Origin of the sequence: Xanthomonas sp. 3307, assembly GCF_014199735.1 — a bacterium.
Taxonomy (GTDB): Bacteria; Pseudomonadota; Gammaproteobacteria; order Xanthomonadales; family Xanthomonadaceae; genus Xanthomonas_A; species Xanthomonas_A rydalmerensis.
Genome location: NZ_JACHOG010000003.1, coordinates 1 through 16,228 on the forward strand (window position 1 = coordinate 1; position 16,228 = coordinate 16,228).

At 70.5% G+C, this 16,228-nt stretch carries 13 protein-coding genes; 1 reads left to right on the forward strand and 12 read right to left on the reverse strand.

The features are described from left to right. Positions 1-375: 375 nt before the first annotated feature. The 3 genes from GGR64_RS08700 to GGR64_RS08710 form a co-directional block, all read right to left on the reverse strand. Entirely contained in the window at positions 376-1,743 is a 1,368-nt protein-coding gene (locus tag GGR64_RS08700; RefSeq protein ID WP_184645268.1) for a TolC family outer membrane protein, read from the reverse strand. An 18-nt stretch (positions 1,744-1,761) separates the two neighbouring features. Beyond that, positions 1,762-2,421 carry a protein-L-isoaspartate O-methyltransferase gene (locus tag GGR64_RS08705; RefSeq protein ID WP_184645270.1) on the reverse strand — a complete coding sequence of 220 codons (660 nt, stop codon included), beginning with the start codon at positions 2,419-2,421 and terminating at the stop codon, positions 1,762-1,764. 134 nt (positions 2,422-2,555) lie between these two features. Then, complete coding sequence (locus tag GGR64_RS08710) at positions 2,556-3,218, reverse strand: TetR/AcrR family transcriptional regulator (RefSeq protein ID WP_184645272.1); 663 nt, start codon at positions 3,216-3,218, stop codon at positions 2,556-2,558. A gap of 316 nt (positions 3,219-3,534) precedes the next feature. Here GGR64_RS08710 and GGR64_RS08715 point away from each other — a divergent pair, with 316 nt between their 5' ends. Continuing rightward, the gene (locus GGR64_RS08715) at positions 3,535-6,474 is read left to right on the forward strand and encodes a ligand-binding sensor domain-containing diguanylate cyclase (RefSeq protein ID WP_260302971.1); all 2,940 of its coding nucleotides are present in this window, start codon (positions 3,535-3,537) and stop codon (positions 6,472-6,474) included. 167 nt (positions 6,475-6,641) lie between these two features. On the opposite strand, the gene leuB is transcribed toward GGR64_RS08715, so the two are convergent. The 9 genes from leuB to ilvC form a co-directional block, all read right to left on the reverse strand. Next, positions 6,642-7,703, reverse strand: coding sequence for a 3-isopropylmalate dehydrogenase (leuB, locus tag GGR64_RS08720; protein ID WP_167088036.1), 1,062 nt, complete (start codon positions 7,701-7,703; stop codon positions 6,642-6,644). Continuing rightward, positions 7,693-8,271 carry a 3-isopropylmalate dehydratase small subunit gene (gene leuD, locus GGR64_RS08725; protein ID WP_184645277.1) on the reverse strand — a complete coding sequence of 193 codons (579 nt, stop codon included), beginning with the start codon at positions 8,269-8,271 and terminating at the stop codon, positions 7,693-7,695. The genes leuB and leuD overlap by 11 nt, the downstream gene beginning before the upstream one ends. Next, the gene (locus GGR64_RS08730; RefSeq protein WP_167088034.1) at positions 8,271-8,453 is read right to left on the reverse strand and encodes a hypothetical protein; all 183 of its coding nucleotides are present in this window, start codon (positions 8,451-8,453) and stop codon (positions 8,271-8,273) included. Before GGR64_RS08730 ends, leuD begins: the two co-directional genes overlap by 1 nt. After that, positions 8,450-9,877 carry a 3-isopropylmalate dehydratase large subunit gene (leuC, locus tag GGR64_RS08735; protein WP_184645279.1) on the reverse strand — a complete coding sequence of 476 codons (1,428 nt, stop codon included), beginning with the start codon at positions 9,875-9,877 and terminating at the stop codon, positions 8,450-8,452. The genes GGR64_RS08730 and leuC overlap by 4 nt, the downstream gene beginning before the upstream one ends. A gap of 84 nt (positions 9,878-9,961) precedes the next feature. After that, positions 9,962-11,521, reverse strand: coding sequence for a 2-isopropylmalate synthase (locus GGR64_RS08740; protein WP_184645281.1), 1,560 nt, complete (start codon positions 11,519-11,521; stop codon positions 9,962-9,964). Continuing rightward, positions 11,518-12,627, reverse strand: coding sequence for a threonine dehydratase (locus tag GGR64_RS08745; RefSeq protein ID WP_160965286.1), 1,110 nt, complete (start codon positions 12,625-12,627; stop codon positions 11,518-11,520). Before GGR64_RS08745 ends, GGR64_RS08740 begins: the two co-directional genes overlap by 4 nt. A gap of 195 nt (positions 12,628-12,822) precedes the next feature. Beyond that, positions 12,823-13,071 carry an ACT domain-containing protein gene (locus GGR64_RS08750; protein ID WP_010343388.1) on the reverse strand — a complete coding sequence of 83 codons (249 nt, stop codon included), beginning with the start codon at positions 13,069-13,071 and terminating at the stop codon, positions 12,823-12,825. After that, on the reverse strand, positions 13,055-14,776 hold the full coding sequence (gene ilvG / locus GGR64_RS08755) for an acetolactate synthase 2 catalytic subunit (RefSeq protein WP_184447104.1): 1,722 nt from the start codon (positions 14,774-14,776) through the stop codon (positions 13,055-13,057). Before ilvG ends, GGR64_RS08750 begins: the two co-directional genes overlap by 17 nt. A 43-nt stretch (positions 14,777-14,819) precedes the next feature. After that, positions 14,820-15,827 (reverse strand): ketol-acid reductoisomerase, encoded by a 1,008-nt coding sequence (ilvC, locus tag GGR64_RS08760; protein ID WP_184447103.1) that lies wholly within the window; start codon positions 15,825-15,827, stop codon positions 14,820-14,822. Between the last annotated feature and the right edge of the window lie 401 nt (positions 15,828-16,228).

The following is a 16,228-nucleotide window of genomic DNA, read 5'->3' on the forward strand; positions in this document are numbered from 1 at the left end:
GGGAGCCGATCTACGATGCAAGCTCTAAGCTTCAGGAGCGACTGGACTTCCCACACCTCCTCCGATGATCAGTCGGAAGACATGACGCCTGTTTAGGGGCGCCAGGTCCAGATACAAGGAGCGGCTTCAGCCACGACGAGGCGTTAGCGGTAGCGCTTCGTCGCGGCTGAAGCCGCTCCTACGAATGACATCCGTCGTTACTCGAGGTGCCCTTCAAGTTGCGACGCATGGCACTCGCCGCCCCTCTCATCCCACCGCGCAACCGCGTCGGGACTGAAGTCCCTCCCACAGGGGAGCTTCCGCGAAGCCTTATCCAAAACAAAAACGGCGGACCCGAAGGCCCGCCGTTCTGGCGGCAAGCGCGTGTGCGTGCGCTTACTGCGTGCTGTTGGCCGAGTTGAGCTTGGATTCGGCACTCTGGGTCAGCAGCGCGTTGATCGACTGCACCTCGGCCACGTCCAGCGAGCCGAGCGCCTGGCTCAGCAGCAGGCGGTTCTGCAGGAAGTTGTAGCGCGCCTGTGCGTAGGCCAGCTGCGCCTGGTACAGGGTGCGCTGGTTCTGCACCACGTCCAGCACGGTGCGGGTGCCCACTTCCAGGCCGACCTGCGAGGCGTCGAACGCGGCCTGCGCCGAGACCACCGCCAGGCGCCGTGCCTCGATCTCGCTGATCCCGGCCACCACCGTCTGGTAGGCGTTGCGGGTGTTGCGGTCGAGCGCGCGCTTCTGCAGTTCGTAGGTGTCCTGGGCAATGTCGCGTTGCGCCAGGGCCTGGCGCACGCCCGACTGGGTGGCGCCGCCGGCGAAGATTGGGATGTTCAAGGTCAGGCCGATGGTGTTGCTGTCGGCGCGCGGCGTGCTGCCGCTGCCGGAGACGCTGTCGCCCCAGTTCGCGTCGCGGCCGGCGCTGGCCGACAGGCTCAGCGTCGGCAGGTGCCCGGCGCGCGCCGCCGACACGCTGGCTTCGGCTGCCTGCACCTGGTACTGGTAGGAACGCAGCGACGGGTTCTTGTCCAGCGCCGAGGCGATCAGGCTGTCGATGTCGCCGCCGGTGGCCGGCAGCTGCGGGCGGAAGTCCTCCGGCAGGCCGCGCAGGTCGCGCACCGGCTGGCCGGTGATCTCGGTCAAGGCCTGATACAGGTCCTGCAGCGAGTTGCGCGCGGTGATGGTGTCGGCGCGGGCCTGGTCGTACTCGGCGCGCGCTTCGTGCACGTCGGTGATCGGCGCCAGGCCCACTTCCAGGCGCTTGTCGGCGTAGTCGAACTGCTTCTTGGCGGCCGCTTCGTTGGTCTCGGCGGCGACCAGCGATTCGATCGCCACCAGCACGTTGAAGTAGGCCGCCGAGGTGCGCACGATCAGGTCGTCGTTGGCCGAGTCCAGGGTGTAGTCGGCGGCCACGCTGCGCGCCTTCTGCGCACGCAGGTTGGAGAACTGCGCGAAGTTGACCAGGGTCTGCTGGCCCTGCACGGCGTAGCTGCGGCTCTTGCCGGTGCCGGCCAGTTCGCCGCCGCCGCGCTCGACTTCGCTATGGTTGCGCTGCAGCGACGCGCTGCCGTTGATCTGCGGCAGCAGGGCGGCGCGCGCCTGCACCTCGCCTTCCTTGTCGTACAGCCGGGTCGATTCCGCGGTGGCCAACTGCGGGTCGCTGTTGCGGGCCATTTCGTAGACTTGCAGCAGGTCCGTGGCGTTGGCGGCCAGCGGAGACAGCGCGGCGGCCAGCGCCAGGACGAGGGATCGGCGGATCATTGCGGCTTCCTTGATGGATCAGAATGTGAACTGGGGGACTGGCGCTGCGCCTCGCAGGTAGTACGCCAGGTCGGTTTCGAACAGCGATTCCGTGCGCGGCGCGCCGGTCTCGGCATGCACCAGCACCGCGTCCATGACCGGCGCGCGGCCGCGGATCGCGAACAGGCGACCGCCGGGGCGCAGCCAGGCCAGGAACTGGGCCGGGATCTCGGTGACCGCGGCGGTGACGCAGACCACGTCGAAGCGGCGCTCGCTGTTCCAGGCGAAGGCGTCGGCGGTCTCGATGCGAACGTTGCTGCCCAGGTCGGCGGCATCCAGGTTGGCGCGCGCAGCGGCGGCCAGGGCCGGTTCGATCTCCAGGCTGACCACTTCGCGGCCGAGCTCGCCCAGGCAGGCGCTGACGAAGCCGCTGCCGGTGCCGATCTCCAGCACGTCCTCGCCCGGCTGCAGGTCCAGGGCCTGCAGCATGCGGCCTTCGATGACCGGCTTCATCATGTACTGGCCGTGGCCCAGCGGAATTTCCAGGTCGGCGTAGGCCACGGCGCGGTGGGCCGGCGGCACGAAGGTCTCGCGCGGCAGCCGCGACAGCACGTCGAGCACGCGCAGGTCCAGCACGTCCCAGGGACGGACCTGCTGTTCCACCATCTTTTCGCGGGCTTGGGAGTAGTCGATCGTCATTTCGGGCATCCAACGCGGAGGGCCGGGCATTTTAGCCGGCACGGAGGCCGGGCGTATGCCGCAGCATCGCTGCCGGGCGCCCCGGCGCGCAGTGCCGGAAGTCATCGGGGTAGGCGGACGGCGCCGCGGCCGGGCTAGCGCGGCGCATAGGCGCGCAGGAAGAAGTCGATGCTGGCCTCGACATGGGCGCGGATCCGGTCCTGGCCGGCATCGCGGCACAGGCCGCACATCATCAGCGAGTACAGCTCGCCCTTGACCAGGCAGAAGAACTGCGAGGCGGCCAGGTTCAGGTCGGCGATGTCCAGTTCGCCGGCGGCGACGTGGGCCTGCAACAACGTCGCCAGGTCCTGCTGGGTGCGCTTGGGGCCGGCGTTCCAGAACATCTCGCGGACGTGGTCGTCGCCGGTGCCGGGGGTCAGCATCATGCGGTGGGTGGCCATCGCCGCCTCGCTGCTGATCATGGCGAAGAAGGCCAGGCCGATCTCCACCAGCTGCGTGCGCAGCGGCCCTTTCAGCGCGTGCCCGAACAGGTCGTCGGGCAGCAGCGCCTGGCATTGCGCGCGCACCGCCTCGGCGAACAGGGTTTCCTTGTCGCCGTAGTGGCTGTAGACGGTGAGCTTGGAGACGCCGGCGCGGGCGGCGATGCCGTCCATGCTGACGCCGCCGAAGCCCAGTTCGGTGAACATCTCCCGTGCCGCCTCCAGGATCGCGGCGCGTTTGCCCATGTCCTTGGGGCGGCCGGGCCCGGCGGGACGCGAGGAGGATTTGGCGGAGACGGCGGGCGATTTGCTGACCATGGTGGCAATACTAGACCAGTCGGTTCGATATTTATACTAGACCCATGGGTTCATTATTGTGACGGTGCGTCCGGCCGGCGTCGCGCAGGGGCTAGGTGATGCATGCGCCCGGTGGCCTCGCGCGCCTGGCCTGGACGACCCCAAGCCGTCAGGAAGTCCCTGACATCGGCAGCGAACAGGCGGTGATAGATTAGTCAACTGCCCACAGGGGGTGCCGCGCGCCGTAGCCGGTGTGATTCGGAAAGGGATGGAACAGGGGGATCGGCGTCACGGTAGTCGCGACGGTGCGCATGCGCTGCGTCACCGCGTGGGTGTGATGTTGTGCCTGTTACTGGCGCTGTGTTGCGCCAGCACCGCCACGCGCGCCGCCGAGCCGGCCGCTCCGCTGACCGAGCGCACCGTGCTCGACCGCCCGGTGATCGCGCGCTGGACCATGGAAGAGGGGCTGCCGCACAACCTGGTGCACGCGCTGGCGCAGGACCGCGACGGCATGATCTGGGTCGGCACCTGGGAGGGCGTGGCGCGCTTCGACGGCCGCGCCTTCACCGTGTTCGATCGTCAGAACACTCCCGGCATGGAGCTGTCGGGGGTGTTCGCGCTGCTCGCCGAAGCCGATGGCGGCATGCTGGTCGGCACCGCCTACGACGGCGTGTTCCGCTACGCCGCCGGGCGCTGGGAGCATCTGGGTGATGCGCGCGCGCAGCGGCTGCGGGTCACCACGATGCTGCGCGATGCCGACGGCGGGCTGTGGGTGGGCAGCGAGGACGGCCTGTTCCGGATCGAGGCCGACGGCCGCCTGGTCGACGCCGGCGCCGCCGCGGGGCTGGGCAGGACCCGTATCGCCGCGCTGCTGCGTTACCGCGATGCGGTGTTGGTGGGCACCCCGCAGGGACTGTTCCGGCTGACCGCGCACGCCACGCGGGCGCAGCGTTGGGGCGCGGCGGCGATGCGCACGGCGTCGATCCGGCGCCTGACCCCCGACCGCCATGGCGGCCTGCTGGTGGCCAGCGACGAGGGCGTGTTCTGGCTCGGCGGCAACGGCGGCCTGCAATGGCTGCGGCGCGGCCAGCGCGTCGATGCGGCGTTGCAGGACCAGGACGGCCAGCTGTGGATGAGCCTGTCCAGCGGGCAACTGCTGCGGCGCGACTCCAACGGCGCCAGCGAGGAGGTGCTGTCGATCTCCGGCGTGGTCAGCCCGGCGCTGATCGAGGACCGCGAGGGCCTGGTGTGGGCCGGCAGCACCGACGGCCTGTTCCGCGTCGCCAAGGGCGACGCCGGCGGCCTGACCCGCCAGGACGGACTCGGCAGCGACTATGTGCGCGTGGTCCAGCAGAACGCCGACGGCACGATCTGGATCGGCCATGCCGCCGGCCTGGATCGCTGGCAGGGCGGCCGCATCCGCCCGCTGCGGCTGAGCGAGCGCCCGGGCCGCGATCCGTCGGTGCTGGCGTTGGCTGCGGCCCGCGACGGCGGCATGTGGGTGGGCACCTACGACCAGGGCGTGCTGCTGCTGGCGGCGGATGGCACGATCCGGCAACGCCTGGGCGTGGCTGCGGGCGTGCCGCGGACCATGGTGCGCGCGCTGCTGGCCGATGCCGACGGCGGCCTGTGGATCGGCGGCAACGAAGGACTGCTGTATCGCAAGGGCGATCGCACGCGGACCTACGGCACTGCCGAGGGCCTGCCAGGGCGGCAGGTACAGACGCTGTACCGCGATCACACCGGCGTGTTGTGGATCGGCACCAACCAGGGCATCGCCACGCTCGCGGCCGACGGCACGTTGCAGGCGCGGCCGAGCGGGCATGGCTTTCCGGCGCAGAACGCCTTCGACTTTCTCGAAGATGCCGACGGCACCCTGTGGGTCGCCAGCGACCGCGGCCTGCTGCGGCTGCGCGACGGGCAATGGCGCATCTACGACCACAGCGTCGGCTTGCCGCGCGACAAGCTGTTCCGGCTGCTCGACGACGGCAACGGCAACCTGTGGGCGAACAGTAATCGCGGCGTGCTGCGCATCGCGCGCGCGCGCCTGGCGGAACTGGACGCCGGCCAGCGCAGCACGCTGGCGGTGGACGTGGTCGACCGCAGCGACGGCATGCCCGGCGGCCAGGGCAACGGCAGCAGCGCGCCGGCCGGCTGGCGCAGCCGCGACGGGGTGCTGTTGATCCCCACTTCGGCCGGGCTGGCGCTGATCGATCCGGCGCTGCCGAGCCGGCGCAATGTGCGTGCGCCGCCGCTGGTGATCTCCCGTGTGCAGGTGGATGGCGTGGCGCAGCCGCTGCGCGGCGATTATCGCCTGCCCGGCGGCGTCGCCCGGCTCGCGATCGGCTATGCCGGGCTGAGCTTCCGCTCGCCGGACAAGGTGCGCTACCGCTACCGCCTGCAGGGATTCGATCGGCAGTGGGTCGACGCCGGCAGCAGCGAGGAAGCGGTCTACACCAACCTGCCTTCGGGCAGTTACCGCCTGGACGTGCAGGCGATGAGCAGCCCGCTGGACTGGTCGCGCAGCGAACGCATCGGCAGCGCCTCGCTGCGCCTGCAACTGGTGCCGCCGTTCTGGGAACGCTGGCCGTTCGTGATGCTGGTGGCGCTGTGCGCGACCGGCCTGCTCCTGTGGTGGTACCGCGGCCGCAGCTATCGCTACCGGCGCCGCCAGCGCCGGCTCAACACCATCATCGCCGAGCGCACCCACGAACTGAAGGCGAAGAATCTGGCGTTGAAGCTGGCCAACCTCGAACGCGAGGACCTGGTGCGCAAGCTCGCCTACCAGGCCGGACACGACGCGCTCACCGGCCTGCCCAACCGGCGCACCGGCGATCCCTATCTCAACTCGGCGCTGGAGCGGGCGTTGGCCACGCGCTCGCCGTTGTGCGTGGCGCTGCTGGACATCGACCACTTCAAGAAGATCAACGACGCCTACGGCCACGAGATCGGCGACGAGGTACTGCGCCGGGTCGGCGAGGCACTGCGCGCCAGCCTCGGCGAGCAGGCCTTTGCCGCGCGCCACGGCGGCGAGGAGTTCCTGCTGGTGCTGCCGGGCCTGGATCAGGAACAGGCACGCGCGCGCCTGGACGCGCTGCGCGCGCACCTGGCCGAGCTGGTGCTGCACGACGACGACGGAAGCGCGGTGCGCTTCACCGCCAGCATCGGCTTCGCCTGCCTGTCGCCGACCCTGCGCACCCGCCGCGACCTGCTGGTGCAGGCCGACAAACGCCTGTACCAGGCCAAGCGCGAGGGGCGCGATCGGGTGATCGGCTAGGTCGCTGCAGCGGCACAGACGCCGCACGTCGTCCGCGCGACTGCGGAGACCTGCGTGTGGAGTGAAGGCGCAGGCGCCAAGCAGGCGCGGCGAACAGAGGGGCATTCCGCACCCGCCGCATCATTGCGGCGGGCAGGAGGCGGTCGGCGCCGGTGCTCCGCCGCGGATCAGCCTTGCAGGTGCTGCAACACCGCCTGGGTAGCGGCCTCGGTGGAGATGCCCTGGCCGGGCGCGGCGAGATCGGCGGTGAACGCCTTTGCGTCGAGTGCGGCATTGACGGCCTGCTCGATCGCCGCCGCTTCGGCTTCCAGGCCCAGCGAGTGACGCAGCAGCAGCGCCGCGCTGAGGATGGTCGCGTAGGGATTGGCGATGCCCTTGCCGGCGATGTCCGGCGCCGAGCCGTGGATGGGCTCGTACAGGCCGATGCGGCCTTCGCCCAGCGAGGCCGACGGCAGCAGTCCCAGCGAGCCGGCCAGCATCGACGCTTCGTCGGTGAGGATGTCGCCGAACATGTTCTCGGTGACGATCACGTCGTACTCGCGCGGCTTGGCCAGCAGGTGCATGGCCATCGAATCGACCAGTTGGTGTTCCAGGCGCACGTCCGGGAATTCCTCGCGGCCGATCCGCGCGGCGACGTCGCGCCACAGCCGCGAGGTCTCCAGCACGTTGGCCTTGTCCACCGAGACGACGTGGTTGCGGCGCTGCTGGGCCAGCCGGAACGCGCTGCGCAGCACCCGCTCGATCTCCGCGACGGTGTAGCGGCACAGGTCGCTGGCGTCGCTGGGGCTGCGGGTCTTGTCGCCGAAATAGATGCCGCCGGTCAGTTCGCGCACCACCACGATGTCCACGCCCTGCAGCAGGTGCGGCTTGATCGGCGAGGCGTCCAGTGCCGCCGGATGCGGCTTGACCGGGCGCAGGTTGGCGAACAGGCCCAGGCCGCGGCGGATCGCCAGCAGGCCCTGCTCGGGGCGCACCTTGGCGTTGGGATCGGACCACTTCGGCCCGCCGACCGCGCCCAGCAGCACCGCGTCGGCGCCCTGGCAGGCGGTCAGCGTGGCTGCCGGCAGCGGTTCGCCGTGGCGGTCGATGGCGATGCCGCCGATGTCGTGTTCGTGGAACTGGAAGTCGTGGCCGTGGCGCGCAGCGACGGCGCGCAACACCGCGACCGCGGCGGCGGCGACTTCCGGACCGATGCCGTCGCCGGGCAGGACGACGATGTCAGCGTGCATGGGTGGCCTCGTAGCGTTCGATGTCGGGTTGACGCAGCAACAGATAGCCCATCTCGTCCACGCCCTCGAGCAGGCAGGTCTGCGAGAACGCATCCAGCGGGAAGGGGTAAACGCGGCCGTCGGGCGTGCGCAACTCGCGCGCGGCCACGTCCACGGTCAATTCGTCGTCCGGGCGCTGCATCAGCGTCTGCACGTCGTCCTCGGCCAGCACGATCGGCACCAGGCCGTTCTTGAGGCTGTTGTTGCGGAAGATGTCGGCGATCTCGCTGCTGACGATGGCGCGCAGGCCCAGGTCGGTCAGCGCCCACGGCGCGTGCTCGCGCGAGGAGCCGCAGCCGAAGTTGCGCCCGGCCAGCAGGATCTGGCGGCCGGCATTGTGCGCCTGGTTGAAGGCGAACTCCGGGTTCGGCGTGCCGTCGGCCTGCCAGCGCCAGTCGTTGAAGGCGTGGCGGCCGAGGCCGGCGCGTTCGGTGGTGGACAGGAACCGCGCCGGGATGATCTGGTCGGTGTCGATGTTGGTCTGGCGCAGCACCACGCTGCGCGAGGTGAGGGTGGCGAAGCCGGCCATCACGGGGTCTCCTGGGAAGCGACGGAGTCGGGGGCGGGCGCCGCCGCGGCGTCGGCCGCCGGCGGCAGTGCCGCGGGGGGCGCGTGCGGCGGCAGCAGCGGCTTGTGGCGGTGCGCGAAGGCGCGGGTGGTGGCGGCGATGAAGGTCAGGGTGGCGGCGAACGCGCCGATGTGCGAGGTCATGCCGCGCTCTCCACCGCGCCGGCGAACAGCGCGCGCGGATCGCTGACCTGGCCGTTCACCGCGGCCCAGGCCGCGGTCAGCGGCGAGGCCAGCAGGGTGCGCGAGCCCGGGCCCTGGCGGCCTTCGAAATTGCGGTTGCTGGTGCTCACCGCCAGTTGCCCCGGCGCCACCAGGTCGCCGTTCATGGCGATGCACATCGAGCAGCCGGACTCGCGCCATTCCGCACCGGCCGCGCGCACCACCTCGTGGATGCCCTCGGCCTCGGCCTGGCGCTTGACGATCTCCGAGCCCGGCACCACCAGCATGCGCACGTGCGGTGCCACCTTGCGCCCGCGCAGCACCTGCGCCACGTCGCGCATGTCGCTGAGCCGGCCGTTGGTGCAGGAACCGACGAACACCACGTCCACCGGCGTGCCGATCAGCGCGTGCCCGGCTTCCAGGTGCATGTAGTTCAGGCCCTTCTGCGCCGCCGGATCCTGCGCGGCCGGGATCGGCACGTCCACCGCGATCGCGGTGCCGGGGTGGGTGCCCCAGGTCAGGGTCGGGCGGATGTCGCGCGCGTCGATGCGCACCTCGGCGTCGAAGCGCGCGCCGGGATCGCTGCGCAGCTGCGACCAGCGCTGCACGGCGGCGTCGAAGTCGGCGCCCTTGGGCCCGCGCGGGGTCTTGGCGACCCAGTCGAAAGTGACCTGGTCCGGCGCGACCATGCCGGCGCGCGCGCCGGCCTCGATCGACATGTTGCACAGGGTCATGCGCTGCTCCATGTCCATCGCTTCGATGGTCGAACCGCGGTATTCCAGCACGTGGCCGGTGCCGCCGTTGACCCCGATCACGCCGATGATGTGCAGGATCACGTCCTTGGCGGCGACGCCCGGCGCCAGCGGCCCGTCGACGGTGATCGCCATGGTTCTGGCCTTGCGCTGCAGCAGGCACTGCGTGGCCAGCACGTGGCCGACCTCGCTGGTGCCGATGCCGAACGCCAGCGCGCCGAACGCGCCATGCGTGGAGGTGTGGCTGTCGCCGCAGACGATGGTCATGCCGGGCTGGGTGAAGCCCTGCTCTGGCGCGATCACGTGGACGATGCCGCGGTTGTCCGAGCCCATGTCGAACAGTTCGATGCCGTAGTCGGCGCAGTTGCGCGCGAGCATGTCCACCTGCGCCTCGGAGGCCGGGGTGTAGTACGGCAGCTTGCCGTCGGCGCCGCGCGGCAGGGTCGGCGTGGAGTGGTCCATCGTCGCCTTGGTGCGGTCCGGCCGGCGCGGTTTCAGGCCGCGCGCCTTGAGCTCGGTGAACGCCTGCGGCGAGGTCACTTCGTGGATCAGGTGCAGGTCGATGTACAGCACCGCCGGGGCGGCGGCGCTTTCGGGGACGACGACGTGCGCGTCCCACAGCTTGTCGTACAGGGTGCGGGGAGTGGCGGACATTGCGGAACTACCTGGCAGGAAAGCTGGGCGGGGAAGGGGAGCGAAGGCGAGCGTGCACGACGACGATGACCGCGGCGTGGCGGCTCAGGCCAGTGCGTCGGCGGCGCCGACCGGCGCGCCCTGGCGCTGGCGCAGCACGCGGTTGGCCACGTCCAGCCAGGCCAGCGCGCTGGCCTCGATGATGTCGCGGCTGGTGCCGGTGCCGTCGTATTCGATGTCGCCGTGGCGCACGCTGAGATTGGCCTCGCCGCGCGCGTCGGCGCCGATGCCGACGCTGTGCACCTGGTAGCTGTCCAGCACCAGCTGCACGCCGGTGGCGGCCGACAGCGCGGCGAACAGCGCGTCCACCGGGCCGTCGCCCTCGGCGCGCTCGCTGACCCGCTGGCCGTCCGGATCGGACAACTCGACCTGCGCGCTGGCGCGCTGGCCGCGGTCGCTGACGGTCATCGACGACAGCCGGTAGCCCTGGCTCTCCGGTGCGTCCTGCATCATCGCCTGCAGGTCGGCGTCGTTGACCACGCGCTGCTGTTCGCACAGCGCCTTGAACGCGTCGAAGGCGATGTTCAGTTCGGCCTCGTCCAGCACGTAGCCCAGTGCGCGCAGGCGCTGCTCGACCGCGGCGCGGCCGCTGTGGCGGCCCAGCACCATCTGCGAGGACTCCCAGCCCACGTCTTCCGGGCGCATGATCTCGTAGGTGCCGCGGTGACGCAGCATGCCGTGCTGGTGGATGCCCGATTCGTGGGCGAAGGCGTTGCCGCCGACGATCGCCTTGTTGCGCTGTACCGGCATGCCGACCAGGCGCTGCAGCAACTGCGAGGTGGCGACGATGCGCGGCGTGTTGATCGCGGTGTCCAGTTCGTAGAACGCGTTGCGCACCTTCAGTGCCATGGCGATCTCTTCCAGCGCGCAGTTGCCGGCGCGCTCGCCGATGCCGTTGATGGTGCATTCCACTTGACGCGCGCCGCCTTCCACCGCGGCCAGCGAGTTGGCCACGGCCAGGCCCAGGTCGTTGTGGCAGTGCGCGCTGAACACCACCCGGTCGGCGCCGGGGACGCTGGCGATGATCCGAGAGAACATGCCGCGGATTTCTTCCGGGGTGGTGAAGCCGACCGTGTCGGGCAGGTTGATGGTGGTGGCGCCGGCAGCGATCGCCACGCTGGCGACCTCGGCCAGGAAATCCTCCTCGGTGCGGGTGGCGTCCTCGGCCGAGAACTCCACGTCGTCCACGTACTGGCGCGCCAGCGACACGTGCTTGCGCACGGACTCCAGCACCTGCTCGCGGCTCATCCGCAGTTTGTGCTCGCGGTGCAGCGGGCTGGTCGACAGGAACACGTGCAGGCGCGGATTGGCCGCCGCTTCCAGCGCCCGGGCCGAGGTCTCGATGTCGGCGGCCAGGCAGCGCGACAGCACCGCCAGGGTCGGCGTGCGCAGCTCGCGGCCGATCAGCGCCATCGCCTCGCGGTCGGACTGCGAGCTGGCCGGGAAGCCGGTCTCGATGATGTCCACGCCCAGCTCGGCCAGAGCGCGCGCCATCACCAGCTTCTGCGGCGGGGTCATGCTGCAGCCGGGGGATTGCTCGCCGTCGCGCAGGGTGGTGTCGAAAATGCGGATGCGGGGGGTCTGGGAAGAAACGGAAGTGTTCACCAGATGGGTTCCTCTACGGCGGCGGTGGCTTGCGGATGGGGATGCGTGGGCGAGATGGTGCGGGCAGGAGCGGGTGGGGCGGGACGTTGGCTGCGAAGTCGCTCGGCGCTGCGGCGGCGCGGCTTGCGCGGCGGGCGCGGGCGCACCTCCGACAGCAGCGTCGCCAGCACGCCGGCGTCGATGTTGCCGCCGGACACCACCGCGCACTTGCGCTTGCCGGCGACGCGGCGCCCGGCCGCCAGGGCCAGCGCGCCGGCGCCCTCGGCGATGACGTGCTCCTCCAGCGCCAGGCGGACCAGCGTTTCGCGCAGTTCCGCCTCGCGCACGATCACCACGTCGTCGAGCAGGCTGGCGCACAGCCGGCGGGTGATGAACCCGGGGATTTTAACCTTGACGCCGTCGGCCAGGGTGGGCACCGGATCCACGGCGCGGACGTCGCCGCGGATCGCCCGCGCCATCGAATCCACGCCCTCGACCTGGGCGCCGACCACGCGCACGCCCTGCGAGCGCAGCGCCAGGGCCACGCCGGAGGCCAGGCCGCCGCCGCCGATCGGCACGATCACCACGTCCGGGGCGTGCGCGGCCAGCTCGATGCCGACGGTGCCCTGGCCGGCGATCACGTCCGGGTCGTCGAAGGCGGACAGGAAGCGGTAGCCGTTCTGCTCGGCCAGGTCTCGGGCGAAGGCGAAGGCCTCGTCGTAGCTGTTGCCGTGCTGGCGTACGGTGGCGCCCCAGTGGGCGACGCCGGCGATCTTGGTCTGCGGCGCGCCGTGCGGCATCACCGTGATCGCCTGCACGCCCAGGCGGTGCGCGGCCCAGGCCACGCCCTGCGCGTGGTTGCCGGCGGAGGCGCAGATCACCGCCCGCTCGTCGCCGCGCTCCAGCCCGGCCAGCAGCGCGTTGAGCGCGCCGCGGACCTTGTAGGAGCCGGTGCGCTGCAGGTTTTCCAGCTTCAGCCAGACGCCGAAGCGCTCGGCGTAATGCACCGGCGTCGGCGAGAGATAGCGGCGCAGCCGCGCCTGCGCGGCCAGGACGTCGGCCACGCTGACGGCGACGTGGCCTACATCCGGCTCCTGCGGGGCAGCGGGGCGGCCGGCATCAGACATGGTGGAGCCGGGAGTGGGGATTCGGGAGTCGGGATTCGTGGCGGGAATCCGGTGGGCTGACGCGAAGAAGCGACCTCCGTGGAAGAAGATGCCTCCGCATGGCGGTACGGCGCTGGCGCGGCAGGGCTGCCGCGCACGCCGGGACGTTGGGATGCGCGCCCAATCCCGACTCCCCACTCCCGAATCCCGGCGCCATCACGCTACGCCATCCAGCGCGGTCACGCGCACCGATTCGCAGTCGTAGACCTTTTCCATCTGCAGGCGCAGGGTCTCGCCGGGACGGTTGCCGTCCACCACCAGTTGCAGGTGCCAGCGGCCGGCGTCCTCGGCCACCGGCGCGCCGCTGATCGAGATCGGCGCGAAGCCGCGGCGTTCGGCCATGCCGATCGCGCGCAGCAGGGCGCCGTCGATCGGTTTCAGCACCAGGTCAAGCTGGTAACGCATGTGTCGTCTCCTGGCGCTGGGCAGCGGGATTGCTTTCCAGCATGGTGCTGTTGGCGGTGTTCGGCGGCACCAGCGGCCACACGTTGGCGCGTGCGTCGATGGCCACGTGCAGCAGCGCCGGACCCGGCTGCGCCAGCAGTTCCGCCAGCGCGTCCTCGACCTGGCCGCGCGCGGTGATGCGCTTGGCCGGGATGCCGAACACCTGCGCCAGCGCAGCGAAATCCGGGTTGTCGGACAGGTCGATCTCGCTGTAGCGCTCGGCGAAGAACAGTTCCTGCCACTGCCGCACCATGCCCAGCGAACTGTTGTCCAGCAGCACGATCTTCACCGGCAGCTTGCAGCGGGCGATGGTCACCAACTCCTGCACGTTCATCATGAAGCTGCCGTCGCCGCTGACCAGCACCACGGTGCGGTCCGGGCAGGCGAACTGCGCGCCCATCGCCGCCGGCAGGCCGAAGCCCATGGTGCCCAGCGCGCCGCTGGTCAGGTGGTTGCGCGGGTGGTTGAAGCGGCAGTGCTGGGCGACCCACATCTGGTGCTGGCCGACGTCGCAGGCGATCACGGTGTCGGCCGGGGCCAGTTCGCTCAGCCGCTTCAGCAGGCCGGGTGCGTAGATGTCCTGCCCGGGCGCGTCGTAGCGCGCGCCGAACTTCTCGCGGTGGCCGACGCAGCGCGCGTGCCAGGCCTCGCAGGTGCTGGTCGCCGCGGCCAGCGCGCGCAGCGCCTGCGCCACGTCGCCGGGCACGGCGATGTCGGCCTGGCGCAGCTTGGAGATCTCGCAAGCGTCGGCGTCCAGGTGGATGACCCGCGCGAACGGCGCGAACTCGGCCAGCTTGCCGGTGGCGCGGTCGTCGAAGCGGGCGCCGACCACGATCAGCAGGTCCGACTCCTGCACCGCCATGTTGGCGGCGCGGGTGCCGTGCATGCCGAGCATGCCCAGATAATGCGGATGCGCATGCGGCAGTGCGCCCAGGCCGCGCAGGGTCAGCACGGTGGGGATGCGGGTGGCCTCGACGAAGTGGCGGAACGCGTCCACCGCATCGCCCAGGGCGATGCCGCCGCCACCGTAGATCACCGGCTTCTCGGCGCCGGCGATCGCCGCCAGCGCCTCGGCCAGCACCGCATCCTGCGGCGCCGGCGGGGTCGGCACCGCCGCCGGCACGTGCGCGGGCAGATGCGAGGCATCGGCCAGCTGCACGTCCTTGGGCAGGTCGATCAGCACCGGGCCCGGACGGCCTTCGCGGGCGATGCGGAACGCGTCGCGCAGCACCTGCGGCAGGTCGTCCACGTGCCGCACCAGGAAGCTGTGCTTGACGATCGGCAGGGTCAGCCCGAACACGTCCAGTTCCTGGAACGCGTCGGTGCCCAGCAGCGGCGTGGCGACCTGCCCGGTCAGGCAGATCATCGGCACCGAGTCGAGCATCGCATCGGCGATGCCGGTGACCAGGTTGGACGCGCCCGGGCCGGACGTGGCGACGCACACGCCGACCCGCCCGCTGGCGCGGGCGTAGCCGTTGGCGGCCAGCGCCGCGCCCTGCTCGTGGCGGACCAGGATGTGCTTGAGCTGGCTGTCTACCAGCGCGTCGTAGAACGGCATGATGGTGCCGCCCGGATAGCCGAACAGCGTGTCCACGCCTTCGGCTTCCAGGGCCTGCGTCAGCCAGCGCGCGCCGTTGCGGGGCGTGCCGTGAGCGGAGGTGTTCATACGGTGGCGACCTTTCGGTGGAAGCGGGTGGGGGAGCCGCGGATTACGCGGCCTTGGTGCCGCCGGCAGCCGGCGCGGCAGCGGCGTCGCCGTTGAGCCACACCATCTTGGCGCGCAGCTGCTTGCCGACCGTTTCGATGGGGTGGTCCAGGTCGGCCTGCTTGAACTTCTTGTAGTTCGGCAGGCCGGCTTCGTATTCGGCCACCCAGTTCTTGGTGAAGGTGCCGTTCTGGATGTCGGTCAGCACGTCGCGCATGCGCTCCTTGGTCGCCGCGTCGATCACCCGCGGGCCGCTGACGTAGTCGCCGTACTGCGCGGTCTCGGAGACGAACTCGAGCATGCGGGTGATACCGCCTTCGTAGAACAGGTCGACGATCAGCTTCAGTTCGTGCAGCACTTCGTAGTAGGCGATTTCCGGCTGGTAACCGGCTTCCACCAGCACTTCGAAGCCGGCTTGCACCAGCGACGAGGCGCCGCCGCACAGCACGGCCTGCTCGCCGAACAGGTCGGTTTCGGTCTCTTCCTTGAAGGTGGTCTTGATCAGGTTGGCGCGCGCGCCGCCCAGGCCGGCGGCGTACTCCAGCGCGAACTGCTCGGCCTTGCCGCTCTTGTCCTGGTACACCGCCCAGATGCACGGCACGCCACGGCCGATCTCGTATTCGCGACGCACCAGCGCGCCCGGTCCCTTCGGCGCGACCAGCACCACGTCCAGGTCGGCGCGCGGCTTGATCATGTCGAAGTGCACGTTCAGGCCGTGCGCGAACAGCAGGCACGCGCCCTGCTTCATGTTCGGCGCCAGTACCTCCTCGTACAGCTTCTTCTGCACCATGTCCGGGGTCAGCACCGCGACCAGGTCGGCGTCCTTGACCGCCTCGGCTGGACTCTTCACCACGAAGCCGTCGGCCTGCGCCTTGGCTTCGGTCGGGCCACCGGCACGCAGGCCGACGGTGACGTCGAAGCCGGACTCGCGCAGGTTCAGCGCGTGCGCGCGGCCCTGGCTGCCGTAACCGACGATGGCGATCTTGGTGGTGGGCTGGGCGGAACTGGTCATGGGGCGGATGTCCTTGAACGGTGTTGGAGTGGAGGGGGTTCTTGCATTTGCGGGTCACTGAAACGAAAAACCCCGCGCCGTTGCCGGTGCGGGGTCTGATCGAATCCTGGCTGCTTGTCGCTTACACGCCGGTTCGTCCCGCACTTGTGGGCGAGGTAATAAGCACGAGTACGAGGAGCGACGCGGCAGCGTCCGCGCGCAACGCGGCGGGCTGGCAGGTCGACTTCGGGCGGGTGTGGCGCTGCAACATGCAGCGAGATAACCATGGGCTTTGCGCGACTGTCAACTGTGTTGCGGGCCTGCACGGACGAATATGCCGAAAGCCGCGCCAGCGCTGCATGGTTACGCATGAAACGGAGGCGGCGCAGGCGGCAAATATCGCCAATTGCGCGGAAATCCGG

Bases quoted from the DNA above. Each gene is read 5' to 3' on its own strand.
- GGR64_RS08700 (WP_184645268.1), bottom strand. From the start codon at position 1,743: ATGATCCGCCGATCCCTCGTCCTGGCGCTGGCCGCCGCGCTGTCTCCG.
- GGR64_RS08705 (WP_184645270.1), bottom strand. From the start codon at position 2,421: ATGACGATCGACTACTCCCAAGCCCGCGAAAAGATGGTGGAACAGCAG.
- GGR64_RS08710 (WP_184645272.1), bottom strand. From the start codon at position 3,218: ATGGTCAGCAAATCGCCCGCCGTCTCCGCCAAATCCTCCTCGCGTCCC.
- GGR64_RS08715 (WP_260302971.1), top strand. From the start codon at position 3,535: ATGTTGTGCCTGTTACTGGCGCTGTGTTGCGCCAGCACCGCCACGCGC.
- leuB (WP_167088036.1), bottom strand. From the start codon at position 7,703: ATGCACGCTGACATCGTCGTCCTGCCCGGCGACGGCATCGGTCCGGAA.
- leuD (WP_184645277.1), bottom strand. From the start codon at position 8,271: ATGGCCGGCTTCGCCACCCTCACCTCGCGCAGCGTGGTGCTGCGCCAG.
- GGR64_RS08730 (WP_167088034.1), bottom strand. From the start codon at position 8,453: ATGACCTCGCACATCGGCGCGTTCGCCGCCACCCTGACCTTCATCGCC.
- leuC (WP_184645279.1), bottom strand. From the start codon at position 9,877: ATGTCCGCCACTCCCCGCACCCTGTACGACAAGCTGTGGGACGCGCAC.
- GGR64_RS08745 (WP_160965286.1), bottom strand. From the start codon at position 12,627: ATGTCTGATGCCGGCCGCCCCGCTGCCCCGCAGGAGCCGGATGTAGGC.
- GGR64_RS08750 (WP_010343388.1), bottom strand. From the start codon at position 13,071: ATGCGTTACCAGCTTGACCTGGTGCTGAAACCGATCGACGGCGCCCTG.
- ilvG (WP_184447104.1), bottom strand. From the start codon at position 14,776: ATGAACACCTCCGCTCACGGCACGCCCCGCAACGGCGCGCGCTGGCTG.
- ilvC (WP_184447103.1), bottom strand. From the start codon at position 15,827: ATGACCAGTTCCGCCCAGCCCACCACCAAGATCGCCATCGTCGGTTAC.